Here is a 25,084-nt window from a genome sequence, read left to right on the forward strand (position 1 = left end):
TTTGATGAATCGTCATGACGGAAGAAGTGCTGATGAGTTACGTCCTGTAATAATTGATACTGATTTCTTAAAGCATCCGGAGGGGTCTGTTTTAATAACAGTAGGAGAAACGAAAGTGATTTGTACGGCAAGCATTGAAGACCGGGTGCCCCCTTTTATGAGAGGGAAAGGAAAAGGATGGATTGCCGCAGAATATTCTATGCTACCGCGTGCTACAGAACAGCGGAATATCCGTGAAGCAGCAAAAGGGAAATTAAGCGGCCGGACGATGGAAATTCAACGATTAATAGGGAGATCTCTTCGGTCTGTTGTAAATTTAGAAGGGTTTGGAGAGCGCACGATTTGGGTGGATTGTGACGTTATTCAAGCAGACGGAGGTACAAGAACTGCATCAATCACTGGAGCGTTTGTAGCTGTGGTGATGGCATTAAAAAACTTTAAGGACAAACAAAAAATAAAATCACTGCCTGTAACCGATTTTCTTGCCGCTGTCTCTGTTGGAATGGACTTGGAGGAACAAGAAATGTTAGATTTGTGTTATTCCGAAGATGCCGCTGCAGCAGTAGATATGAATATAGTAATGACAGGAACCGGGAAATTTGTAGAGCTGCAAGGAACCGGCGAGGAAGCTTCTTATTCAAAAGAACAGCTTGATCGTATGCTATCATTAGGGGAGAAAGGGCTTCAGGAAATATTTATGATTCAGCGCCAGGTTCTAGGTGACACAGTCAATGAAATTGGAAAAGATGACAAGGAAGAGAAGTAAATGCTGGAAATTATTATTGCAACAAAAAATAAAGGAAAAATTCGAGAGTTTCAAGACATGGTAGGGGGAGAATACCTTGTTCAATCTCTTTTAGAACGTCCATTTCCTGATATTGATGAAACGGGAAGCACGTTTGAAGAAAATGCTGTATTAAAAGCGGAAGCTGTAAGTAAAGCTTGGGATGTACCAACCATTGCTGATGACTCAGGATTGGAAATTGATACGTTGCACGGGCAGCCTGGTATTTTCTCAGCACGTTATGCGGGACCTGAGAAGGACGACACGAAAAATATAGAAAAAGTCCTTAAGGAGCTTCAAGGCGTTCCATTTGAAAAGAGAGATGCAAGGTTTGTATGTGTTATTGCAGCTGCTGTGGCAGGAAATACATACACGTTTCGCGGTACGTGTGAAGGGAAAATAGCGTTAGAACCAAACGGCGACAATGGATTCGGGTATGATCCGATTTTTTATTTGCCCGAGAAAGGAAGGACGATGGCAGAATTAACATCGGATGAGAAAAATCATATCAGTCATCGTTACCATGCCATGCATCAATTGAAACTTCACTGGAAAGAGATATTTAAATAGGTTCGGAGTGAAAGTAATGAAGTGCTTGATAATGAGTGACAGTCATGGAAGTACGGAAGTAATAACTAATGTGTTGGAACAAGCATCCTCCGATATTGATGGGGTCATACATTGCGGTGATTCTGAGCTTTCTATTGATCACCCTGCACTCAAAAATGTGTGTGTCGTCCGAGGAAATTGTGACAGCTCCGAGTTCCCTGAAGAAATCTTAGAGAAGATTCAAGGAATATCTATATACATTACACACGGGCATTTATATAACGTGAAAATGACGTATGTTCCGCTTTCTTACCGAGCAGAGGAACGAGAGGCACAGCTTGTCTGTTTCGGTCACAGTCATGTCCCTGCAGCATTTGAAGAAAACGGAGTAGTCTATGTAAACCCCGGAAGTTTGTTGCTGCCGAGACAACAATTGGAAAAAACATATGCTATTGTGGATATGACAGGAACTGGTCCTGTGACGGTAAGCTACTATAACGCTGAAACTGGGGAGGAAGTCTCCTCTCTAGGGAAAACATTTACCTTATCGAAATAATATGACAGGTATGACAGGGGAAGAAACATCCTGCTGTCTACCTGTTTATCAATAACTAGAAAATGGACTTTTTTGGGTATTACCATTGACTAAATGAATAAGATATTATATTATATAAAATGTCGCTGCACAGATACTATATAACTTGTCCCAGTAGCTCAGTAGGATAGAGCAACGGCCTTCTAAGCCGTCGGTCGGGAGTTCGAATCTCTCCTGGGACGCCATACATATAAAACTAACTCCATGGCATGTCGCCTTGGAGTTTTTTTGATGAAAAATACATTCGGTGTCAGGGAAGCACTAATGTTTGTCCTCAGGCGAGTGAAAAGTTTAACACTATCTATTCCCGTTGTTATGATTATGTAAACGTATTCAAGGGGTATTGACCCTCAGTTAAGTTTTAATATTTTTTTGAAAAACGGTTGACCAAAACAATCTTTCGGCGTATTATTAACCTCAAATAGAAAATTAAAATAATCAAACGAACAAAGCATTGTTATTTTTAAAAATAAAATGATTGGTGAAAATAATTACGAAATTTGTTATACTAGAAATACGAAGACGAGGACAAGTAATTTACGGTTTTAACCACTACAGAGAGCTGTAAGGTGCTGAGATGCAGCGTGGGATACCGTGAATGAACTCACCTCTGAGTGCTTTTGTGAATGGACGTAAAGTAGCAAAAGCCGGGTGGAACAACACGAACCCACCCGTTATCAAAAACAGACAGGGACTCCCTGTCGCGGAGACGGCTGATCCAGCCGTGAAGAAGGGTGGTACCGTGAAAAGAAGTCTTTTCGCCCCTTCGGTCAGTTTAACGACGGCCGATATGGGCGGAAAGACTTTTTTGTTATGTCAAAAAACTTTTAATGACTTTTCTGTAAAATAGCATTATTTATAAGATATAAGGAGGAAGCAAAGATGAGTCCAAAAGTGAAAGAGGTTAATGGGCGCGAATTGAAAGTAGAAAACCAAGAAATGACAGGGTCAAGTATGCTCATCCAAGCACTTGCCAGAGAAAATGTGGATGTCATCTTTGGTTATCCGGGAGGGGCAATCCTTCCCACATATGATGAAATTTATCGTACGGGAATCCGTCACATTCTTTCTCGCCATGAACAAGGTGCGATTCACGCAGCAGAAGGCTATGCAAGAATTTCCGGGAAACCAGGAGTTTGTGTAGTGACTTCCGGGCCGGGAGCGACGAACGTAGTAACCGGGATTGCCGATGCAATGATAGATTCACTCCCGCTTGTCGTTATTACCGGTCAAGTTGCGACAACAGTGATTGGTACTGATGCATTCCAGGAAGCAGACGTAGTGGGTGTAACGATGCCAATTACAAAGCACAACTTCCAAGTTCGTGAGGTAGATGAGTTGCCTCGTATTATAAAAGAGGCATTTCACATTGCGACAACAGGACGTCCAGGCCCGGTACTCATTGATCTTCCTAAAGATGTATCCATTGCAAGTGGTTTTTTCAATTACGATCAGCCGGTTGATCTTCCAGGTTATCAACCTACTGTAATTCCAAATAAATTACAGATTAAAAAATTGTCCGAAGCAGTAACAAAAGCGAAAAAACCTGCTATTTTAGCGGGGGCGGGAATCCTTCATGCGGGCGGTTCCAAGGAATTGCTTGAATACGCGGAACAGCAGCAGATCCCAGTAGCTAATACCCTTTTGGGACTAGGGTCTTTCCCAGGAACCCATTCTCTTTCACTTGGAATGGCAGGCATGCATGGGACGTACACAGCGAATATGACATTGCATGAAGCTGATCTTCTTATCAGTATCGGGGCTCGTTTTGATGACCGAGTTACTGGCGCACTTCAACATTTTGCACCAAACGCTAAGGTGGCCCATATCGATATTGATCCTGCCGAAATCGGAAAGAATATCGAAACTGCTATTCCTGTAGTTGGGGATGCGAAAGAGGCATTGCGAATGTTAGTGGAAGAGAACGGAGAAGCTCCTCAAATCGAAAGCTGGCATCAGCAGGTTAATGAATGGAAAAAAGAGTATCCTCTGTGGTACAAGGAGGAAGAAAACACCTTAAAACCTCAACGGTTAATTGAAATGATATATGAGGAGACAGGTGGAGAAGCGATTGTTACTACGGATGTAGGACAGCATCAAATGTGGGCTGCACAGTTTTATAAATTTGACCAGCCTGATCATTGGGTTACTTCCGGTGGACTAGGGACGATGGGCTTTGGGTTCCCTGCAGCTATTGGAGCTCAGTTTGCAGAACCTGATAAACAAGTCGTTGCTGTACTAGGTGACGCAGGGTTTCAAATGACTGCCCAAGAGATGTCTATCCTACAGGAATTGAACCTTCCTGTTAAAATCATCCTTGTTAATAACGCATCGCTTGGAATGGTTCGTCAATGGCAGGAATTGTTCTATGAAGAAAGATACTCTAATTCATTGTTCCCAATCCAGCCTGATTTTGTAAAAATGGCTGAAGCCTACAACATCAAGGGATGGAAAGTGGAAGAACCGAATGATATGCAAGCAGCATTAAAAGAAGCACTTGATCATGAAGGGCCTGTATTAATGGACTGTCGAGTAACAAAAGATGAAAATGTGTATCCAATGATCGCACCTGGTAAAGGTCATCATGAAATGGAGGGGATCAAGCCATGAAGCGCACAATTATCGCAACAGTAAACAATACTTCCGGGGTAATGAACCGAATAACAGGGCTTTTTGCTCGCCGGAATTTCAACATTGAAAGCATAACGGTAGGCATGACAGAAAACCCGGCTATTTCCCGGATGACATTCGTCATTAACGTCGATGATGAACGCGGGCTTGATCAAGTGATAAAGCAGCTTTACAAACAAGTCGATGTATTAAAAGTGCGTGATATTACCGATGAAGCGATCATAGCTAGAGAGCTAGCACTGATTAAAGTAGTTGCAGCTCCCCAGCATCGTGGAGAAATATCGGCACTAGTAGAGCCTTTCCGTGCTTCCATTGTGGATGTGGGCAGGGAAAGCATGACTCTTCAAGTAACAGGAGATCAGCAAAAAGTTGAGGCACTGATTGACCTAGTGAAGCCTTATGGGATTAAAGAACTGGCTCGTACAGGCATCACTGCGTTTAAACGCGGTACTAAGAAGAGTGACTTTGAAACCCCTAAGTATTCAATCATTAATTAAATTAATTTCATTAAAGGAGAGAATTTACTATGGCAAAGATATTTTACAATGGAGACGTAAACGAAGGAATTATTCAAGGAAAGACGGTAGCAATCATTGGTTATGGTTCACAAGGTCACGCGCATGCTCAAAACTTGAGAGACAGCGGCAATGAGGTAGTGGTAGGTCTTCGTAAAGGTAATTCCTGGGACCAAGCAGTAGAAGACGGATTTGAAGTTGTTTCTGTAAGAGAAGCTGCAGCAAAAGCAGACATCATTATGATCTTGACTCCGGACGAGCACCAAATCACTATATATGAAAATGAAATCGCACCAGAATTGAATGCAGATAAGACACTTGCGTTTGCACATGGATTTAACGTTCACTTTAAACAAATTGAGCCACCTTCTGACGTAGATGTATTTATGGTTGCACCAAAAGGACCAGGTCATGTTGTTCGCCGTGTATACACTGATGGAGCTGGAGTACCAGCACTTATAGCTGTATATCAAGATGCTACAGGTAACGCTAAAGATATTGCTCTTGCATATGCGAAACAAATTGGTGCCGGACGCGCTGGTATTCTAGAAACTACTTTCCAAGAAGAAACAGAGACAGATCTCTTTGGTGAGCAAGCTGTACTTTGCGGAGGTATTTCTTCCTTAATTAAAGCAGGGTTTGAAACTCTCGTAGAAGCAGGCTATCAACCGGAAGTGGCTTACTTTGAGTGCTTGCACGAAATGAAATTGATTGTTGACTTGATCTATGAAGACGGACTTGCCGGAATGCGCTATTCTGTATCTGACACTGCTCAATGGGGTGACTTTACTGCTGGCCCACGTGTTGTTAATGAGGATACAAAAGAAGAAATGCGTAAGATATTGAAAGATATCCAAACAGGAACATTTGCTAAGGGATGGATTCTTGAAAACCAGGCAAACCGTCCTGAGTTTAAGGCGATCAACCGTATTGAAAATGATCATCTTATCGAAAAGGTGGGTAGAGAGCTGCGTGAAATGATGCCATTTGTGAAAGGCAAACACAAAGGAGTGTTGAGTGGTGCGAAAAATTAATGTCTTTGACACGACACTTCGCGACGGGGAGCAAACACCGGGTGTAAATTTGAACTTTGAAGAAAAGTTACAAATCGCGGTGCAGCTGGAACGCCTCGGTGTTGACATCATCGAGGCCGGCTTCCCGGCAGCTTCGGAAGGAGATTTCCAGGCAGTAAAAACAATTGCCGAAACAGTAAAAGGCAGTTCTGTAACAGGCCTCTCCCGGTCTGTTAGAAAAGAAATTGATGCCGCCTGGGATGCATTGAAAGTTGGTACGGAGCCAAGGATTCATGTATTTATTGCAACGTCTCCTATCCATATGGAGCATAAACTTCGTATGACACCGGACCAAGTCATCGAAAATGCCGTAGACTCGGTTAAATATGCGAGTGAAAGATTTCCTCATGTTCAGTGGTCTGCTGAAGACGCTTGCCGCTCGGACTTGGACTTTCTCGTTCGGATTATAGAAAAAGTAATAGATGCCGGGGCAGAAGTTATTAATCTTCCGGATACGGTCGGCTACATTACACAAGAAGAAATTCGTCACATTTTTACGTACGTAAGAGAAAATGTGCCGAATATCGACAAAGCCATCCTTTCCACCCACTGCCATGATGACCTCGGAATGGCTACTGCTAACTCATTGGCAGCTATTGAAGCGGGAGCCGGTCAAGTGGAAGGTACGATTAACGGTATCGGTGAAAGGGCTGGAAATGCAGCTTTGGAAGAAATAGCTGTTGCGCTCAAGATAAGAAATGATCATTATCAAGCAGAAACTGGCTTTACGTTGAACGAAATTAAACGCACTAGCAGCTTGGTTAGTAAGCTGACTGGTATGATCGTTCCGAATAACAAAGCTGTTATCGGTGATAATGCTTTCGCGCATGAATCTGGAATTCACCAAGATGGTGTCTTAAAAGAGACGACAACCTACGAAATTATCACTCCAGAACTTGTCGGTGTCAGCTCAAATCGGATGGTGCTTGGCAAATTATCAGGCCGCCATGCCTTTAAAGAAAAAGTTCAATCACTTGGTTATAATGCAACAGAGGAAGAAATTAACCGGGTGTTCAAAGAATTCAAGAGACTGGCTGACAAGAAGAAAGAGATTACAGATGATGATATTTTCGCTTTAATGACGGAAGAAAAAGCGGGAGAAACGATAAAGCATTACGACCTGCAAACATTACAAGTAAGCTATGGAACAACAAATATACCAACTGCCACAATCACAATGACTAACCCAGATGGGGAGACACTCCAGGAAGCAGCCACCGGTTCTGGAAGCGTGGAGGCTATCTATAACACAATAGAAAGAATTATTGGGAAAGAAATTGTTCTCAAAGATTACAGAATTCAATCGACTACAGGCGGCCGCGACGCGTTGGCGGAAGTTTATGTGCAGATTGAGTTTGACAACGATGAAGCTTCGGGCCGAGGCACCGCTAATGATGTGTTGGAAGCTTCCGCAAGAGCTTATATCAATGCGGTTAACCGAGTGCTGAACCAAAAAAAGTGGCCGAGAAAGAATATAGAAAAGATACATGTCTAAATAGATAAGATATCGTAGCTTAAAACCAGCGTTTCGGCCAAAACATACCTATCAGTGGGTTGTTTTGGCCTTACGCACTGATGTTTTCATAGCATAGGGGAGAGAGTTTGATGAAAAAAAAGATTGCAGTTCTTCCAGGTGATGGAATAGGCTTGGAAGTTGTAAAAGCAGCAACTACCGTTTTAGATAAAACAGCAGAACTATTCGGACATCAATTTGAATATCAATATGGCGATATAGGCGGACACTCAATTGATAAACATAATGATCCGCTTCCGCAAGAAACAATCGATACTTGCCTTAAAAGTGACGGAGTTTTACTAGGTGCAGTTGGAGGACCAAAATGGGATAATCTTCCTGGCGGTATCCGTCCAGAACAAGGGTTGCTTGGGATTCGAAAGGCCTTGCAGTTATTTGCAAATTTACGTCCGGTTACAGGACATGAGAGTTTGACAGAAGCTTCTACATTAAAGAAAGAAGTAGTAGATGGAGTAGACCTTGTTATTGTTCGGGAACTCACAGGCGGCCTTTACTTCGGTGAGCCAAAAGAACGACGAGAGATCGACGGAGAAGAGGGCGCGGTTGATTCACTCATTTATAAGAAATCTGAAATTGAAAGAATAGTTCGTCAAGCTTTTGAAATGGCAAAAGTCCGCCGCAAGAAACTAACATCTGTTGATAAAGCAAACGTCTTGGAAACAAGCCGCCTTTGGAGAGAAACAGTAGAAGAAATGAAACAGGATTATCCAGAGGTCGAAGTGGAGCATATGTTAGTAGATAATGCTTCTATGCAGTTAATTCGTGATCCGAAGCAATTTGATGTTATGGTTACAGAAAACACTTTTGGTGATATCCTTAGTGACGCAGCTTCGATGCTTACAGGTTCACTTGGGATGCTCCCATCTGCAAGTATAGGGAGTGAAGCACCAGGTTTATATGAACCTGTCCACGGTTCCGCTCCTGATATTGAAGGACAAGGGAAAGCCAATCCATTGGCGGCAATCGCATCTGCAGCCATGATGCTAAAATATTCTTTTCATATGCATGAAGAAGCTGACGCTATTGACACTGCGATTTCAGAAGTTTTAAACGCTGGTTATCGTACTGGAGACATTGCACAGAACAATGATAATATTCTATCGACAGAAGAAATGACCACTAAGGTGGTAGAGGCAATCAAGAAATAATCATAAAGTAAGAAAGCTTTTGAGAAGCGAGGGGAAGGTTATGCAACCTAAAACAATTATCGAAAAAATATGGGAAAAGCATACAGTACTTTCAGAACAGGGAAAGCCTGATCTATTGTACATTGACTTGCATATGGTACACGAGGTGACATCACCTCAGGCTTTTGAAGGGCTTCGCTTAACGGACCGAAAAGTACGTCGCCCAGATTTAACATTTGCGACGATGGACCACAACGTTCCAACAGATAATAGAACATCCATTAAAGATGCTATTGCGAGAAAGCAAATGGAAACTTTATCTAATAACTGTAATGAATTTGGAATTGAAATCGCAGACCTTGACAGTCCTGACAATGGAATTGTCCATGTTATCGGACCTGAACTTGGATTGACACAGCCAGGTAAGACAATTGTGTGCGGTGATAGTCATACGTCTACTCACGGAGCTTTTGGAGCGCTAGCGTTTGGTATAGGAACAAGTGAAGTGGAACATGTGCTTGCTACACAAACCATTTGGCAGTCCAAACCAAAAACAATGGAAGTGAAAGTGAATGGCCGTCTTGCGCCAGGAGTGACAGCAAAAGATATCATCCTAGCCGTTATTGCTAAATATGGTGTTGATTTTGGTACAGGTTATGTACTTGAGTATACGGGGGAAGCTATCCGTGGACTTACGATGGAAGAACGGATGACCATCTGTAATATGTCCATCGAAGCTGGAGCTAGAGCTGGCTTGATCAGCCCCGATCAGGTTACAGTGGACTACTTAAAAGGTCGTGAAAAAGTACCTTCTGGTGAAGAATTTGATAAAAAAGCTTCTGAATGGCTCGCGTTGTCTACCGATGAGGGTGCACAGTATGACGCTGTCGTTGAGATTGACAGCGAAGAAATTGAGCCGATGGTGACATGGGGTACGAACCCTTCACAAGGGGTAGGCATCCACGGAACCGTGCCATCTCCTGAAGACGCTGAGAATGAAGCAGGTCGTAAGGCTATCCAGCAATCGTTAGATTATATGGATTTAAAGCCTGGAACCAAAATGACAGATATTTCTATTGAACATGTATTTATTGGTTCATGTACGAACTCTCGCCTAAGCGACTTACGTGCAGCGGCGGAAATAGCCAAAGGAAGAAAAGTAGCCGAAGGCGTTCGCGCTATGGTTGTACCAGGTTCTCAAAAAGTAAAGATAGCAGCTGAAAAAGAAGGCTTGGATAAGATATTTATTGAAGCAGGATTCGACTGGAGAGAATCAGGCTGCAGTATGTGTCTTAGCATGAACCCTGACTTCGTCCCAGAAGGAGAGCGCTGTGCTTCAACATCAAACCGTAACTTTGAAGGTCGACAAGGAAAAGGAGCGAGAACTCACCTTGTTAGCCCCGCTATGGCGGCTGCAGCGGCTATTTCAGGTAAATTTGTCGACGTTCGAAAATTAGAAGAACCATCTGTAACACAATAATATACTCCTGTAGGTAAAGAGGGTGAAACTATGGAACCATTAGTAAAACATGAAGGAAATACAGCTGTACTTCCTCGTGTCAACGTAGACACTGACCAAATTATTCCAAAACAATTTTTAAAAAGAGTAGAACGCAGTGGTTTTGGACAATTCTTATTCTTTGATTGGCGTTTTCTTGCGAATGGGAAAGATAACCCGGATTTTGAGTTAAATCAGGACTCCGCAGAGAACGCTACCATTCTCATCGCGGATCATAACTTCGGTTGTGGTTCATCGAGAGAGCACGCGCCATGGGCATTACAGGATTATGGCTTCCGGGTGATTATCGCTCCGAGCTTTGCTGATATTTTTTACAATAACTGTTTTAAAAATGGGATTTTACCGATTCGTTTACAGGAAGAAAAGGTTTATGAATTAATGGAAAACGGGAAAGATAAAGTATATAACTTGACTGTTGATTTGGAGAATCAGAAAATAGCAGACAAGGATGGTTTTGAAGCCAGCTTTACTATCGACTCTTATTGGAAAGAAATGTTGTTGAATGGATGGGACGAAATCAGCCTAACTCTTCAATACGAGAATAAAATTACAGAGTACGAGGATAAAGTAACGTTGTAAAACAGGAAGGCGGCCTGTAACCAGGTCGCCTTTTTGTACCTTTCTTCTATACGAAGCTAAACGTTTCACTGTCATGGGAAGTGTTTGGGTGTAGCGTACATATTTCTAGAGCATGCTGTGGAAGGACGTATTGCAGTAAGGATCAACCGATAAACACTAAAGAATAACGCGTTTCCTTCTATAGAAATTAGTAAAGACCAAACATAGATGTCATCTCATCAGCTCACCCTCACATGTGTAAAAGCCCGTCCTTATTATGGTGAGTCGCCGGTAAAGGAGGAGATCAGATAGTGAACGAAAGAGATAAAGATAATAATATCATTCCTTTTCCTGGATCGGCAGGTAAGTTGGTAACTCTTGGTCTTCGTTCATTAAAAGCAGGAGACTGTGAAGAGGCACTGCAATATTTTCTGGAAGCTTTAGCTCATGACCCTCACCATGAAGAGGCATCCTACGGCTTGTTATTAGCTTTCGCTGACAGCGGACGACTTCAGGAAGGGAGAGAGTGGGCAGAAAAGCTATTAAGAACAGGAGAGGCAAATTATTTTGAAGTTCTCCAAGTGTATGTTTCTATTCTTGCTCAGCTAGAAGAGTATGAGCAGGTAGTTTCCGTCCTCGAAGCAATCCTGGAAGAAGAAAAATTTCCTCCGCATATGGCCGATAAACTGTATGAACTGTTAGAGCTCTCACATTCCATGATTCGATCTGACATGGAGCCGTATGTGAGAGTAGATAGTGATAAGGCTTCCATTGATACATGTGTTGATTGGAAAGATAAATTAATGAGGGGGACGCCTGATCAAAAGATGGCAGCTTTAAGAGAACTTCGCTTGCAAGAACCGGACACTGTACTGCCCGCAATCGAAAGTGTATTGGCCGACAACCATGCTTCACCCTTATTAAAAAGCATTTTATTATTACTGTTAAAAGATTGGCGGATAGAGAAAGATGTTTGGGTTCATAAGCTGGACAGACAAGGAGAATTTTCACCGGTGTCCTTGTCTTTAATAGAAGAAAGTGCTTCGTACATAAAATCATCTCAGCTGCTTGAAGACAAGCTAGGTCAGGTAGACCCTGTCCTTCTAAAGAATTCATATCATTTGATGAGGCAGCTATACTTATTTTATTACCCATTCCCGCCGTCCATAGAACTGGAAGCCTTAGCTGCAGTCATACATCATGATGCGGCACTGCAAACAGGGAATGATATTACAATGTCAGAACTCGTCGCAACCTACAAGGCGGAGGAAATGTATATACAAAACATGATGAAAGAGTACCAAAGGATTAAAAAATATATGTTCGACCTGTAAATAGTATCACGGTTGCTGTCATGTGAGAACGAGTCGCTGCAAAGGCGCTTATGCTTTTCTTATTGAAAAGGAATAGTGATATGTTATAATGTAATGGTTGTAAAAACGGACATAACCTATGTTACATGGAGGGAAATATAAATGAGTGCAAATTGGGAAAAGCTCGAAGGAAATGAGGGCGTTTTAACTGTAGAAGTGGATTCCGGAAAATTTGACGATGCGCTCGACCAAGCGTTTCAAAAAGTTAGAAAACAAGTGAATGTGCCGGGTTTTCGGAAAGGCAAAGTTCCTCGTAAGATTTTTGAACAACGCTTCGGTGTAGAATCTCTTTACCAAGACGCCGTGGACATTGTACTTCCAGAAGCTTATGCGGGTGCGGTGGATGAAACTGGAATTGAACCTGTAGGGCGTCCGGAAATTGACATTGAAGAAATCGAAAAAGGGAAAAACCTAGTGTTTAAGGCTACGGTTACTGTGAAGCCAGAAGTGGAGCTTGGAGAATATAAAGGACTTGAAGTAGAAGAGTTTGATACTTCTGTTACGGACGAAGAGGTAGAAGAACAATTGAAGTCCTTACAGGAAAGACATGCTGAGCTCGTTGTAGTAGAAGAGGGAGAAGCTCAGGAAGGCGATACAGTTGTTATGGACTTCGAAGGCTTTGTGGATGGAGAAGCGTTTGAAGGCGGAAAAGCAGAAAATTACACGATTGAAATTGGATCAGGACAATTTATTCCTGGCTTTGAAGAACAATTGGTTGGTGCGAAGTCAGGTGAAGAGAAAGAAGTAAATGTCACTTTCCCTGAAGAATATCATTCAGAGGAGCTAGCGGGGAAAGAAGCAACGTTTAAAGTGAAAGTTCATGACGTGAAGCGTAAAGAGCTTCCAGAACTAGATGATGAGTTTGCAAAAGACGTGGACGAAGAAGTAGAAACATTAGAAGAGCTGAAAAAAGCTCAAGAAGAAAAGCTAAAGCAGGATAAAGAACACGCTAAAGAACATCACGAGCGTGATACCGTAGTTGAAAAAGCAGCAGAAAATGCCACTATTGATATTCCGGATGTCATGATCGAAAATGAATCAGATCGTATGATGCAAGAGTTTGATCAGCGTCTACAAGCTCAAGGTATGTCCTTGGATATGTATTATCAAATGGCAGGTACTGACGAAGCAGGTATGAAAGAACAGTTTAAACCGGAAGCTGAAAAGCGAGTAAAAATGAACTTAACGTTAGAAGCTATTGCTGATGCTGAAGAAGTTGAAGCGACAGATGAAGACGCTGAGAATGAACTAGACAAAATGGCAGAAGCATATCAGAGAGATAAAGAAGAAATTCGTTCTTTGCTTGCCATGCAAGGTGGCACGGAGGCTATCAAAGGAGATCTTCGCATTCAGAAAGCGATTGACTTCCTTGTGGAAGAAAGCAAGACTGTTGAAAAACAAGAAGAGAGTAATGAAGAAGCAGAAGAAGAATAGGATGTATTACAACCCTAAAAGACGGAGTACTTTTAGGGTTTTCTCTATGAAAAAAGGGATATGGACTCTTCCTATCGAATGTGTATATATAATAATTCTGTTTTTACATAAAAACAGATGAAAAGCTAATCTCTTTTATAAATATGGTAAAAAAGGGAATAGTAGATAGCAGTGGTGCATGAAGGATACATAAGACTTTTTATTTTAGTCTCCCGAGGGATGTGTGGTACAATGCAAAGCATGATTGTTTGAAAGGAATGGCAATAGGGGATAGGAAAGAAAAAGATCAATGAAGAAGCCATATTGTTGTACTGAAGGCTATGTGTTTGTGTACAATATATAAGTAAGGGGTGAATATCACATGTTGAAGTTTAACGAAGATAAGGGACAATTGAAATGTTCCTTTTGTGGAAAAACTCAAGATCAGGTTCGAAAGTTAGTGGCCGGTCCTGGCGTTTATATATGTGATGAATGTATAGAATTGTGTACGGAAATTGTAGAAGAAGAACTAGGTACGGAAGAAGAAATTGAGTTTGAGGACATTCCAAAGCCATACGAGATTAATGAAATTTTAGATGACTATGTCATTGGGCAGGAGCGCGCGAAGAAGTCACTAGCTGTCGCTGTGTACAATCATTATAAACGTGTGAATTCTGCTTCTAAATCGGAAGATGTTGAGCTTTCTAAAAGTAATATTTGCTTGATCGGACCGACTGGGAGCGGGAAGACCTTGTTGGCTCAGACATTGGCAAGAATATTAAACGTACCTTTCGCCATTGCGGATGCCACGTCTCTTACAGAAGCAGGATATGTTGGGGAAGACGTAGAGAATATTTTGCTGAAGTTAATTCAAGCGGCTGACTTTGATGTGGAAAAAGCCGAAAAAGGGATCATATACATTGATGAGATCGACAAAGTAGCTCGTAAGTCCGAAAACCCTTCCATCACACGCGATGTTTCGGGGGAAGGTGTGCAGCAGGCTCTCTTGAAGATACTAGAGGGAACTACTGCAAGTGTTCCTCCGCAGGGTGGCAGAAAACATCCTCATCAGGAGTTTATTCAAATTGACACTAGCAATGTGTTGTTTATTTGTGGCGGTGCCTTTGACGGGATTGATCAAATAGTAAAGCAACGCTTAGGTAAGAAAGTGATCGGCTTCGGAGCAGATGCGGAAAAATCTGAATTAGATAAAGATGAATATATGAGCAAAATTTTACCCGAAGACCTTCTTCGCTACGGGTTAATACCTGAGTTTATTGGTCGTCTACCTGTTATCTCCAGCTTAAATCAATTGGATGAAGAAGCATTGGTTGAAATACTGACACAGCCAAAGAACGCGCTTGTGAAGCAGTATCAAAAGCTTCTTGAAATTGATGATGTAGAGCTCGAATTTACAGATGACGCTCTCCAAGAAATAGCTCTCAAAGCCATTGAGAGAAAAACAGGTGCTCGCGGACTCCGTTCTATCATTGAAGGAATCATGCTGGACGTCATGTACGATCTGCCATCAAAAGATGACGTAGCGACGTGTACCATAACAGCAGAAAGTGTGACCGAAGGAGCTTCTCCTATTTTGAAAACAAAAGAAGGAAAAGAAGTCAAACTGAAAAAAGATAAACCAAAGGAAAGTGCTTAATGTTATAAAACACGAAAGCGTCTGGCTTATTTGGAAAGCCAGACGCTTTTTTGTATGTTTTCCCCCTTTAGCATCCATACTAATTTTAAAAGGAAGGGAACGATGCGAGAAGGGGGATCACTATGAATTTTACGACCATTGCGTTGTTAGTCCAAGGTTTCTTTGGAGTCATCATAGGGTTGTACTTTTGGAATTTACTACGAAACCAGCGTTCACAAAAAGTCGTTGTAGAACGTGATTCAAAAAAAGAAATTGAGCAATTAAGACGATTGCGGTCTATGTCGTTGTCTGAACCACTTTCAGAAAAAGTACGTCCTGCTGATTTAAAGGAAGTGATGGGACAGGAAGAAGGAGTAAAAGCCCTTCAAGCAGCATTGTGCGGAGAACATCCTCAACACGTGTTGATTTATGGCCCTCCGGGGGTAGGAAAAACCGCAGCGGCACGATTAATGTTGGAACTAGCTAAAAACAATCCCCTTTCCCCTTTCACAGAACATGCTCCGTTCATTGAAATGGATGGAGCGACGGCTCGATTTGATGATCGTGGAATAGCTGACCCTTTGATTGGGTCTGTTCATGATCCCATTTATCAAGGTGCTGGCGCAATGGGACAAGCGGGAATTCCACAGCCTAAACAGGGCGCTGTCACGAAAGCTCATGGCGGAATGTTATTCATTGATGAGATAGGTGAACTGCACTCTATTCAGTTAAACAAACTGCTGAAAGTGCTGGAAGATCGGAAAGTATTTTTAGAGAGTGCCTACTACAGTGAGGAAAACAAACAAATCCCTACCCATATCCATGATATTTTTATGAATGGTCTTCCGGCAGATTTTCGGTTAGTAGGTGCAACTACCCGTAGTCCCGAAGAACTCCCTGCTGCGCTTCGTTCACGCTGTATGGAAATATATTTTCGCAGTTTGGATGCAGAAGAGATTAAAGGCATTGCCAAAAATGCAGCAGAAAAAAGTAAGATGACGCTTGTTCCTGAAACTGCCGATTTCGTTGCAAAATATGCCAGCAACGGTAGAGAGGCAGTCAACATGGTGCAAATTGCAGCAGGTTTAGCGGCAGAACATAACAGGAATGAAATTACAAAGGAAGATTTACACTGGGTGGTAAGGGCTAGTCGTCTCCAACCTAGGTTAGAGAAAGAAATAAGAAAACAACCAGACATTGGTATTGTGAACGGACTGGCAGTCACAGGGACTGGAACAGGTATGATCCTTGAGATTGAAGCGTTTGCAAAAAGGGTGATGTCGGGAGGAGAGCTAACGGTAACAGGCATTGTAGAGGAAGAAAACCAAGGCAACCCTTCCTATTCAGTCAAGCGAAAGAGTTTAGCTAAAAGTTCTCTTGAAAATGTAATGACAGTGCTGCAATCTTTATACTTGCCGGTGAAGGAATATCACATTCATGTCAATTTCCCTGGAGGAATCCCTATTGATGGACCTTCAGCGGGGGCCGCTATGGCGTTAGCGGTATATTCTTCGATCAAGAAAATGAAAGTAAAAGAGCGGACTGCCGTAACGGGAGAAATAGGAATACATGGAGATATTAAGCCGGTAGGAGGAATTACAGCGAAAGTGGAGGCGGCTGTGAAAGCTGGTGCTTCGCACATTTTTATCCCTGAAGAAAATGATCAATCTTCACTTCATTCTTATCGAGAGGTAAAAGTACATCCGATTAAGAGAATTGAAGAATTGTTGCAGCATGCTCTCTACGCTTATGATGGAAACGATCGAAAAGAACAGGTGTTTCCGAATTATCACTTGCCCTTTATTGCATCCGAACCGGAAGATACCTTCCATGCCGGTCATTAGACAAACGACTTTGCAATAGGATAGAATAATGGAAGAACCATGATCGGCGATAAAGTATAGTGGTTAAATCAGACGTCAAACTGGGAGTCAATGGCCAGTAGGTGAAGACTCACAGTTTTGGCGTCTCGTTAACCGTTACCATTCATTACATTTTATACATAGTATTCTAAATAGATGGGAGTGTTAGCTGTTGGGTGAAAAGAAAAAAAGAAATATCCCGTTGCTCCCGCTAAGAGGCCTTCTCGTTTTCCCGACGATGGTACTACACCTAGATGTGGGAAGAGAAAAGTCAGTACAGGCGCTTGAGCAGGCAATGGTGGATGACAGCGAAATTTTATTAACGAGTCAAGTCGATTTATCTATCGATGAACCAACGGAAGAAGATGTTTACCATATCGGTACGCTAGCGAAAATTAAGCAAATGCTAAAGCTGCCAAATGGCACGATTCGGGTGCTTGTGGAAGGGTTGGCACGAGCAAAGGTGTTACGCTTTTTAGATCGGGATGATTATTTCGAAGTAGAAATGGAAGTAATAAATGGCGAGGACCAAGAACCAGAGCCTGAAGTACAAGCACTTATGAGAAATGTTCTGGATCAATTTGAACAATATGTAAACCTTTCAAAAAAAGTAACAGTGGAAACAATGCAAACTGTACAGGACATAGAAGAACCTTACCGATTAGCCGATGTCATTGCTTCTCATCTTCCTTTGAAAGTGTCGGAAAAACAAAAACTATTGGAAACCATCCCTGTACATGAGCGCCTCATGAATATCCTGGAAATATTAAATAATGAAAAAGAAGTTCTGGGGCTTGAACAAAAAATAGGGCAACGTGTTAAGAAATCGATGGAAAAGACGCAAAAAGAGTATTATTTGCGTGAACAAATGAAAGCAATTCAAAAGGAACTTGGGGACAAGGATGGAAAAGGCGGAGAGGTAGAAGAGCTTCGAAAAAAAATAGAAGAAGCAGATATGCCTGAAAATGTAGAAGAAAAAGCATTAAAAGAACTAGATCGATATGAAAAGATGCCTTCGGCTGCTGCAGAAAGTTCGGTGCTTCGTAATTATATTGAGTGGTTAATAACGGTTCCATGGAAAAAAGAGACTGCTGACCGCCTGGATATAAATAATGCACAGAAAATCCTTGATGAAGATCACTATGGTCTCGACAAAGTCAAAGAGCGTGTCCTTGAATACTTAGCCGTTCAAGAATTAACAGAATCCTTAAAAGGACCAATCCTATGTTTAGCCGGCCCTCCTGGAGTTGGGAAAACTTCTCTCGCTCGCTCGGTTGCCCGGGCTTTAGAGAGAAAGTTTGTACGTATTTCCCTGGGGGGGATACGGGATGAAGCTGAAATTCGCGGCCATCGGCGGACGTATGTCGGAGCAATGCCTGGCCGAATCATCCAGGGTATGAAGAAAGCAGGATCTGTTAACCCAGTATTTCTATTGGACGAAATAGATAAAATGGCCAGCGGCTTCCGAGGGGATCCATCGGCAGCTATGCTTGAAGTTCTGGATCCGGAACAAAATAACAGCTTTAGTGACCATTACCTCGAAGAACCGTATGATCTATCCAAGGTAATGTTCGTCACTACTGCGAATAATGTAGGTATGATACCAGAGCCACTGCTAGACCGCATGGAGATCATCTCAATTGCGGGTTACACGGAAGTAGAAAAGATGGGAATAGCGAAAGGTCACCTGCTTCCAAAACAAATTGAAGAGCATGGGCTATCCAAAGGAAAAATTCAAGTAAAAGAAGACGCTCTCCTTAAGTTAATTAGGTACTACACGAGGGAAGCAGGAGTAAGGAATTTAGAACGTGAAATTGCGAATGTGTGCCGAAAAGCAGCAAAGTTAATCGTCTCCGGAGACAAGAAACGTGTCATTGTTACCGAGAACACAGTAGAAGATATGCTGGGAAGACCGCGGTTCCGATACGGGCTTGCCGAAAAAGAAAACCAAATCGGAGCCGCTACTGGATTAGCTTATACGACAGGCGGTGGAGACACACTCTCTATTGAAGTCTCTCTAGCGAAAGGAAAAGGAGAACTTACGTTAACCGGAAAACTTGGTGATGTCATGAAGGAGTCCGCACAAGCCGCTTTTAGTTACATTCGGTCACGGGCTGACGAGTTAGAAATAGATACGGATTTCCATGAGAAGTACGATATCCATATTCACGTTCCTGAGGGAGCAACGCCGAAAGATGGTCCTTCGGCTGGTATCACCATGGCTACTGCTTTAATTTCTGCTTTAACAGGTAGAAAAGTAAAAAAAGAAGTCGGGATGACTGGAGAAATTACATTACGGGGAAGAGTGCTGCCAATAGGTGGATTAAAAGAAAAATCCATGAGTGCCCATCGAGCAGGACTAACAACAGTCATTATTCCGAAAGATAATGAAAAAGACTTAGAAGAAATACCGGAAAGTGTTAGGAAAAGCTTAACATTTATACCGGTGTCACATTTAGATGAGGTATTAAAGCACGCACTGGAGGAGAAACATGAAAGTGAATAAGGCAGAGCTGCTAATTAGTGCAGTCTCACGAAAACAATACCCGGAAGATGGCTTGCCAGAAATTGCACTGGCAGGCCGCTCTAATGTTGGTAAATCATCTTTTATCAATACTATGGTACAACGCAAAAAATTGGCTCGTATCTCGTCCAAACCGGGGAAAACTAGAACTCTTAACTTTTATAATATCAATGATGAGCTTATTTTTGTGGATGTTCCTGGATATGGTTATGCTAAAGTGTCTAAAAAAGAAAGAGCTGCATGGGGACCAATGATGGAAGAGTATATTTCCGTACGAGAGGAGCTCCGTGGAGTTGTTCAAATTATTGATGTAAGACATCCGCCGACAGCTGATGATATTCAAATGTATCAGTATTTGAAATATCATGAGCTGCCAGTAATTGTCATTGCAACGAAAGCGGATAAAGTATCGAAAAACAAACGTCCCAAGCATGTAAAGCAGGCAAAAAATGATCTTCAGCTGGATAAAGAAGACAAAATGATACTATTTTCCGCCGAAACAGGGCAAGGTAAGGATGAAGGATGGAGTGCGATACAGAACTTAATGTAATTTATCTTTTCTTAACTAAGAGATAATATAGACCAATACCAATTAATAGTATTGGTAAGAACCGAAGGGCAGGAGAGATAAATGTAGACACGGTCAGCTCATAAATCTCCTGTTCAAAAAAATAAAAGAGGCTGACCAAGATTAAGAAAAGACTAATCACAAGACTGCTGTTTTTTGTTTTTACAGAATCAGTAAGGATAGCTAACCCAATGAGAGCTATGTACATTGCAGTGTGATCAGGCCAATTCGTTAGAAAATCGGCAAGGTGGAACTGAATACCGAAAAACACCATCAGAAGACCAGGCAAAAAATATAGAGGAAAATGAGCACGCATGGATTCTATGACAAACGCGGCTCCCACTATGATTAAAATGGTCGGCCAGTCATACCACCAAGCTGTTTCTGTTACATCCCATTTTTCTATTAATAGAATAAGGCCTAAACCGGACAACAAAATACCATAGAACAATCGATGTTTTCCCATTTATACCTCCTGGTTAATGCGATCTCAACTATTGATCTTATCATAAATGTCAGTTGGAATTCACAATTATTTTTGGCGCTGACAGGCAGGCGTGTTATAATAAAGGTTGTTTAAATGACGGAAATACAGAGTAATTGCTTGAAGATCTGGGAATAAGTCATAATAGGTAAGTTGCTATTACTTTGTGGGGGGAACACAACGTGCATATTTTAGTAGCAGGATTAGATTATAAAACAACCCCTGTGGAAATAAGAGAACGTTTGGCGTTTCAGGAAGACAGTCTTTCAGAAGCATTGCAACAGCTGCGAAACATGAAAAGTGTCCTGGAATGTACGATTGTATCAACCTGTAACCGTACAGAAGTATATGCGGTTGTAGATCAACTCCACACGGGACGTCACTTTGTTAAAAAATTCTTATCGGAATGGTTCGAACTAGAAGTTAGCGAGTTCGGCTCATTTTTAAATATTCGAGAAAATGATGCGGCAATTCAGCACCTACTGCGAGTCGTGACGGGCCTTGACTCTATGGTGCTTGGAGAAACACAAATATTAGGACAGGTCAGAGATGGATTCCTGCGAGCGCAAGAAGAGGGAGCAACAGGAACAGTATTTAATGAACTGTTTAAGCAAGCAGTCACTTTTGCAAAAAAAGCCCATCGTGAAACAGAAATAAATGATAATGCGGTGTCAGTGAGTTACGCTGCTGTTGAATTAGGAAAGAAAATCATTGGTGATTTTCATGGCAAGAAAGTGCTTATACTGGGAGCAGGAAAAATGAGTGAGTTAACTGCCAAGCACTTGCACTCAAATGGAGCTGCCGAGGTCACCGTCTTAAATAGAACATACACAAAAGCGGTAGAACTTGCTGAAAAGTTTTTTGGACAAGCGGGGAGCATGGACCGTTTACAGGAGCACATGATAGAAGCTGATATTCTTATCTCTTCTACTGGGGCAGACCAATACGTAGTAACGAAAGAAATGGCAGTCACAGCTGTGAAGAAGCGAAAAGGACGCCCGCTGTTCATGGTGGATATTGCTGTGCCTAGGGATTTAGATCCGAAATTGGCATCACTGGATAATGTATTCCTTTATGACATTGATGACTTACAAGGGATTGTAGCTGCCAATTTAGAAGAGCGTAAAAAAGAAGCAGCCAAGATCGAAGAAATGGCGCAAGAGGAATTGGCCGCATTTAAAGAGTGGGTTCATACATTAGGAGTTGTCCCTATCATTACTGCGTTACGGACAAAGGCGTTAAGCATTCAGTCTGAAACGATGGATAGCATAGAACGCAAATTGCCCGATCTCACAGAACGAGAGAAAAAGGTCCTTCGCAAGCACACGAAAAGCATCATTAATCAAATGCTGCGTGATCCTATTACGAAAGCAAAGGAATTGGCTGCTGAACCAGACGCTGAAGATTCATTACAGCTATTTACTGAAATCTTCTCCTTAGAGGAGGAGGTAGAAGCAGCAAAGGAAAAAGAACAACGTCAAGTGAGAGTGGAGGAAGCGGAAAATAAATGGGGAAAACAGAAGAAAAAGCCTCTTCTCCCATACAGTTACGCCACCGATGTAAAAATCCGCTCATAGGAGAGGAGTGGTTGTAACATATGGTTGCCGCGGCTGGTATAATATATGTTGTAACCATCGTGTTATACAGTGTTAGTGTTTTTGGTTATTTTATTGATTTCTTACAGAACAACCGGAAGGTGAATCGATTCGCCTTCTGGTTGCTTTCTATTGTCTGGGTGCTGCAGACGGTATTTTTTATCCTGCGCGCCCTTCAGTTTGATCGCTTACCTGTTATTACACCATTTGAAGGTTTATTTTTTTATGCTTGGTTATTGGTTACATTATCTTTAGTGATTAATCGTTTTTTTCGAGTAGATTTTTTTGTCTTTTTTACGAATGTGCTAGGGTTTATCATGTTGTCTTTCAGTCTCTTCACACCGAGTGGCGATGTACCGGAAGCTTTGAATGAACTGCTTATTTCAGAGCTGCTTGTCGTTCATATCGCTTTAATTTTGTTATCCTATGCAGCATTTACGCTTGCCTTTGTATTTTCCGCCCTTTATTTCTTCCAGCATCAGTTATTAAAGCGGAAACAATGGGGGAAACGACTCTTGAGACTGGAAAACCTTCCTAAAATGGAACGATTTACTTTTATGATGACCACGCTTGGGGTACCATGTTTACTACTTGGGCTCATCTTAGGGTTTGTATGGGCATCTATTCAACTGCCATTCTTTCCAATTTTCGATGCGAAAGTGCTTGGCTCTATGGCTGTATTATTGCTCTATGGGGTATATTTATATTTTTGGGTAGTGAAGCAGCAGCGAGGATATAACATGACGTTGCTAAATATCGCAGGCTTTCTGCTCGTGTTAATTAATTATTTCTTGTCTGCTGAACTGACCAATTTCCATTTTTGGTATTTTTAGCACGTAGGAAATCACCGGACAAGAATGGGGTAGAACCTTTGAGACGGATGGTTAAGTGGAATAAAACAGATATGTTACCCGATGGAATGTTAACTGCAGGAGGAAAAGACTCATGTCACAAAAGCTTGCGACAGGTCGTTTTCCTATAATAGGAGGTTATGAAGAATGCGTACGATAGTAATTGGGACGAGAAAGAGCGGCCTTGCCATGAAACAGACAGAATGGGTGATAGGAGAGCTTGAAAAATTAGGGCTTCCTTTTCAGTACGATATAAAGAAAATCGTTACAAAAGGAGATAAGATTCTGGATAAGACGTTATCCAAAGTAGGCGGAAAAGGTTTATTTGTGAAAGAAATTGAACAAGCCATGGCTGATAAAGAAATCGACATCGCAGTACATAGTATGAAAGATGTTCCAGGAGTACTGCAGGAGGGTTTTACTTTAGGTGCGATTACAAATAGAGAAGACCCACGAGATGTGTTTATCTCTAATGACAATATTCCATTTGAGGACCTGCCATCAGGTTCTGTAGTTGGAACAAGCAGTCTCAGACGCTCCGCACAGCTACTGGCCCGTCGACCTGACATTGAAATAAAATGGATACGCGGAAACATAGAAACAAGACTCCGCAAACTTCGTGAAGAAAACTTTGATGCTATTATTTTAGCAGCAGCTGGACTTTCTCGGATGGGTTGGAGCGATGATATTGTAACGGAATACTTAGACGAGGACATTTGCGTACCTGCAGTAGGTCAGGGAGCTTTAGGACTGGAATGCCGTGCAGATGACAAGGAAGTCATTGAATTGGTGCAGCACTTAAACGATGCGGAAGTAGCCAAGAGAGTCACTGCCGAAAGAGCATTTCTCCAAGAAATAGAAGGTGGCTGCCAAGTTCCAATAGGTGGTTATGCCACGTTAGAAAAGAATGATGAAGTCACATTAACTGCCATTGTCGGGACACCGGACGGAAAGACGATTCTAAAAGAAATGAAGCGTGGAACAGATCCTGAACAAGTAGGAGTAGAAGCTGCAAAGTCTCTCCTGTCTCAAGGAGCGAAGGATATTTTAGATAAGGTGAAAGAAGAGCTGGACCAATGATTGAGAAGCCGCTTGCAGGCCGCAGCATACTAGTAACACGCTCGTCACGACAAGCTCCTTCTTTTGTACGGTTGATTGAAGAAGAGGGCGGTTCAGCAGAGACTATTCCGCTTATTAAGACAGTTCCTTTACCATCTCAGTGGGATAATCAAGTCAGGCGGCTGCAAGAAAGTTTGAGATATGACTGGATTGTTTTTACGAGTGTGAATACTGTAGCATTTTTTAAAAAAGCATTAAAAGAAAGCGGCTCTTCTTTTCCTTCAGGCGCAAAAATTGCAGCCATTGGAGAAAAGACAATGCTCGCTCTAGAAGAAGAAGGCTGGGAACCAGAAGTCGTTCCAAAACAATATGTGGCGGAAGATTTAGCAAGCGTCTTAAAAACAAAAGTGAAGGCAGGAGACAAAGTCCTTTTCCCAAAAAGCGAGTTGGCGAGAGACGTTATTCCTGCCATATTAAGAGAATCAGGAGCCGCTATAGATGAAATGCCGCTTTATACAAGTACGGCTTTCGAAGAAAATAAAGAAAAGTTACAGCGAGTTATTGCTTCACAAAAGATAGATATTTTTACTTTCACCAGTCCGTCTATTGTGAGGACATTTACAACGTTTGTGAACGAAGCCCTGCCTCCGTCGTCTTGGAATGAAAAACCTGCAGTTTGTATCGGACCCGTTACTGAAAAGGAAGCGGCAGACCAAGGTTTTAAACATCGATATATGTCGAGTCCTTATACGATGGAAGGGATGATGAATGTATTGATGACACATTTCGGAAATGGCAAAAAACGGAAATAGTTATCCTGGCATCGGAATAAGG

The 25,084-nt window shown here is 42.0% G+C and carries 21 protein-coding genes, 1 tRNA gene and 1 other annotated feature; of the genes, 21 read left to right on the forward strand and 1 reads right to left on the reverse strand.

The window, feature by feature from the left end; genetic code table 11:
• Positions 1 to 4: 4 nt before the first annotated feature.
• From rph to yihA, 17 genes are all read left to right on the forward strand, one after another.
• Complete coding sequence (rph, locus tag BM095_RS08145) at positions 5 to 766, forward strand: ribonuclease PH (RefSeq protein WP_091660084.1); 762 nt, start codon at positions 5 to 7, stop codon at positions 764 to 766.
• A complete protein-coding gene (locus tag BM095_RS08150; RefSeq protein WP_091660087.1) occupies positions 767 to 1,354 on the forward strand; it encodes an XTP/dITP diphosphatase in 588 nt (195 codons plus the stop codon).
• Positions 1,355 to 1,370: 16 nt separating this feature from the next.
• Positions 1,371 to 1,889 carry a metallophosphoesterase family protein gene (locus tag BM095_RS08155; RefSeq protein WP_091660091.1) on the forward strand — a complete coding sequence of 173 codons (519 nt, stop codon included), beginning with the start codon at positions 1,371 to 1,373 and terminating at the stop codon, positions 1,887 to 1,889.
• Positions 1,890 to 2,036: 147 nt separating this feature from the next.
• A tRNA-Arg gene (locus BM095_RS08160) sits at positions 2,037 to 2,113 on the forward strand.
• 325 nt (positions 2,114 to 2,438) lie between these two features.
• Positions 2,439 to 2,697 (forward strand) — a binding site (T-box leader).
• Between the two features lie 113 nt (positions 2,698 to 2,810).
• Complete coding sequence (gene ilvB, locus BM095_RS08170) at positions 2,811 to 4,538, forward strand: acetolactate synthase large subunit (RefSeq protein WP_091660095.1); 1,728 nt, start codon at positions 2,811 to 2,813, stop codon at positions 4,536 to 4,538.
• Positions 4,535 to 5,056, forward strand: a complete 522-nt coding sequence (gene ilvN / locus BM095_RS08175) for an acetolactate synthase small subunit (protein WP_091660100.1) — start codon at positions 4,535 to 4,537, stop codon at positions 5,054 to 5,056. The genes ilvB and ilvN overlap by 4 nt, the downstream gene beginning before the upstream one ends.
• Positions 5,057 to 5,085: 29 nt before the next feature.
• Positions 5,086 to 6,108 (forward strand): ketol-acid reductoisomerase, encoded by a 1,023-nt coding sequence (ilvC, locus tag BM095_RS08180; RefSeq protein WP_091660103.1) that lies wholly within the window; start codon positions 5,086 to 5,088, stop codon positions 6,106 to 6,108.
• Positions 6,095 to 7,642: a 2-isopropylmalate synthase gene (locus BM095_RS08185; RefSeq protein WP_091660105.1), complete on the forward strand. Its 1,548-nt coding sequence runs from the start codon at positions 6,095 to 6,097 to the stop codon at positions 7,640 to 7,642. The genes ilvC and BM095_RS08185 overlap by 14 nt, the downstream gene beginning before the upstream one ends.
• Before the next feature lie 110 nt (positions 7,643 to 7,752).
• On the forward strand, positions 7,753 to 8,829 hold the full coding sequence (gene leuB, locus BM095_RS08190) for a 3-isopropylmalate dehydrogenase (RefSeq protein WP_091660108.1): 1,077 nt from the start codon (positions 7,753 to 7,755) through the stop codon (positions 8,827 to 8,829).
• Positions 8,830 to 8,869: 40 nt separating this feature from the next.
• Positions 8,870 to 10,288: a 3-isopropylmalate dehydratase large subunit gene (leuC, locus tag BM095_RS08195; RefSeq protein ID WP_091660111.1), complete on the forward strand. Its 1,419-nt coding sequence runs from the start codon at positions 8,870 to 8,872 to the stop codon at positions 10,286 to 10,288.
• A 30-nt stretch (positions 10,289 to 10,318) separates the two neighbouring features.
• Complete coding sequence (gene leuD / locus BM095_RS08200) at positions 10,319 to 10,906, forward strand: 3-isopropylmalate dehydratase small subunit (RefSeq protein ID WP_091660113.1); 588 nt, start codon at positions 10,319 to 10,321, stop codon at positions 10,904 to 10,906.
• Positions 10,907 to 11,196: 290 nt separating this feature from the next.
• A complete protein-coding gene (locus tag BM095_RS08205) occupies positions 11,197 to 12,219 on the forward strand; it encodes a tetratricopeptide repeat protein (RefSeq protein ID WP_091660116.1) in 1,023 nt (340 codons plus the stop codon).
• 141 nt (positions 12,220 to 12,360) lie between these two features.
• Positions 12,361 to 13,692 (forward strand): trigger factor, encoded by a 1,332-nt coding sequence (gene tig, locus BM095_RS08210; protein ID WP_091660119.1) that lies wholly within the window; start codon positions 12,361 to 12,363, stop codon positions 13,690 to 13,692.
• Between the two features lie 361 nt (positions 13,693 to 14,053).
• On the forward strand, positions 14,054 to 15,328 hold the full coding sequence (clpX, locus tag BM095_RS08215) for an ATP-dependent protease ATP-binding subunit ClpX (protein WP_091660122.1): 1,275 nt from the start codon (positions 14,054 to 14,056) through the stop codon (positions 15,326 to 15,328).
• A 122-nt stretch (positions 15,329 to 15,450) separates the two neighbouring features.
• Entirely contained in the window at positions 15,451 to 17,151 is a 1,701-nt protein-coding gene (lonB, locus tag BM095_RS08220; protein ID WP_091660125.1) for an ATP-dependent protease LonB, read from the forward strand.
• A 190-nt stretch (positions 17,152 to 17,341) separates the two neighbouring features.
• Positions 17,342 to 19,675, forward strand: coding sequence for an endopeptidase La (lon, locus tag BM095_RS08225; protein WP_091660128.1), 2,334 nt, complete (start codon positions 17,342 to 17,344; stop codon positions 19,673 to 19,675).
• Complete coding sequence (gene yihA / locus BM095_RS08230) at positions 19,662 to 20,243, forward strand: ribosome biogenesis GTP-binding protein YihA/YsxC (RefSeq protein ID WP_091660131.1); 582 nt, start codon at positions 19,662 to 19,664, stop codon at positions 20,241 to 20,243. Before lon ends, yihA begins: the two co-directional genes overlap by 14 nt.
• 1 nt (position 20,244) lies before the next feature.
• On the opposite strand, the gene BM095_RS08235 is transcribed toward yihA, so the two are convergent.
• Positions 20,245 to 20,727, reverse strand: a complete 483-nt coding sequence (locus BM095_RS08235) for a LiaI-LiaF-like domain-containing protein (RefSeq protein ID WP_091660134.1) — start codon at positions 20,725 to 20,727, stop codon at positions 20,245 to 20,247.
• A 200-nt stretch (positions 20,728 to 20,927) separates the two neighbouring features.
• Here BM095_RS08235 and hemA point away from each other — a divergent pair, with 200 nt between their 5' ends.
• The 4 genes from hemA (at position 20,928) to BM095_RS08255 (ending at position 25,062) form a co-directional block, all read left to right on the forward strand.
• Positions 20,928 to 22,322, forward strand: coding sequence for a glutamyl-tRNA reductase (hemA, locus tag BM095_RS08240; RefSeq protein ID WP_091660137.1), 1,395 nt, complete (start codon positions 20,928 to 20,930; stop codon positions 22,320 to 22,322).
• Positions 22,323 to 22,342: 20 nt separating this feature from the next.
• Positions 22,343 to 23,173 (forward strand): cytochrome C assembly family protein, encoded by an 831-nt coding sequence (locus BM095_RS08245; RefSeq protein ID WP_091660140.1) that lies wholly within the window; start codon positions 22,343 to 22,345, stop codon positions 23,171 to 23,173.
• A 165-nt stretch (positions 23,174 to 23,338) separates the two neighbouring features.
• On the forward strand, positions 23,339 to 24,271 hold the full coding sequence (gene hemC, locus BM095_RS08250; protein ID WP_091660143.1) for a hydroxymethylbilane synthase: 933 nt from the start codon (positions 23,339 to 23,341) through the stop codon (positions 24,269 to 24,271).
• Complete coding sequence (locus tag BM095_RS08255; RefSeq protein WP_091660146.1) at positions 24,268 to 25,062, forward strand: uroporphyrinogen-III synthase; 795 nt, start codon at positions 24,268 to 24,270, stop codon at positions 25,060 to 25,062. Before hemC ends, BM095_RS08255 begins: the two co-directional genes overlap by 4 nt.
• The last annotated feature ends 22 nt before the right edge of the window (positions 25,063 to 25,084 follow it).

The sequence above is a fragment of the Alteribacillus iranensis genome (assembly GCF_900113025.1).
In the GTDB taxonomy this organism is placed as follows: domain Bacteria; phylum Bacillota; class Bacilli; order Bacillales; family Marinococcaceae; genus Alteribacillus_A; species Alteribacillus_A iranensis.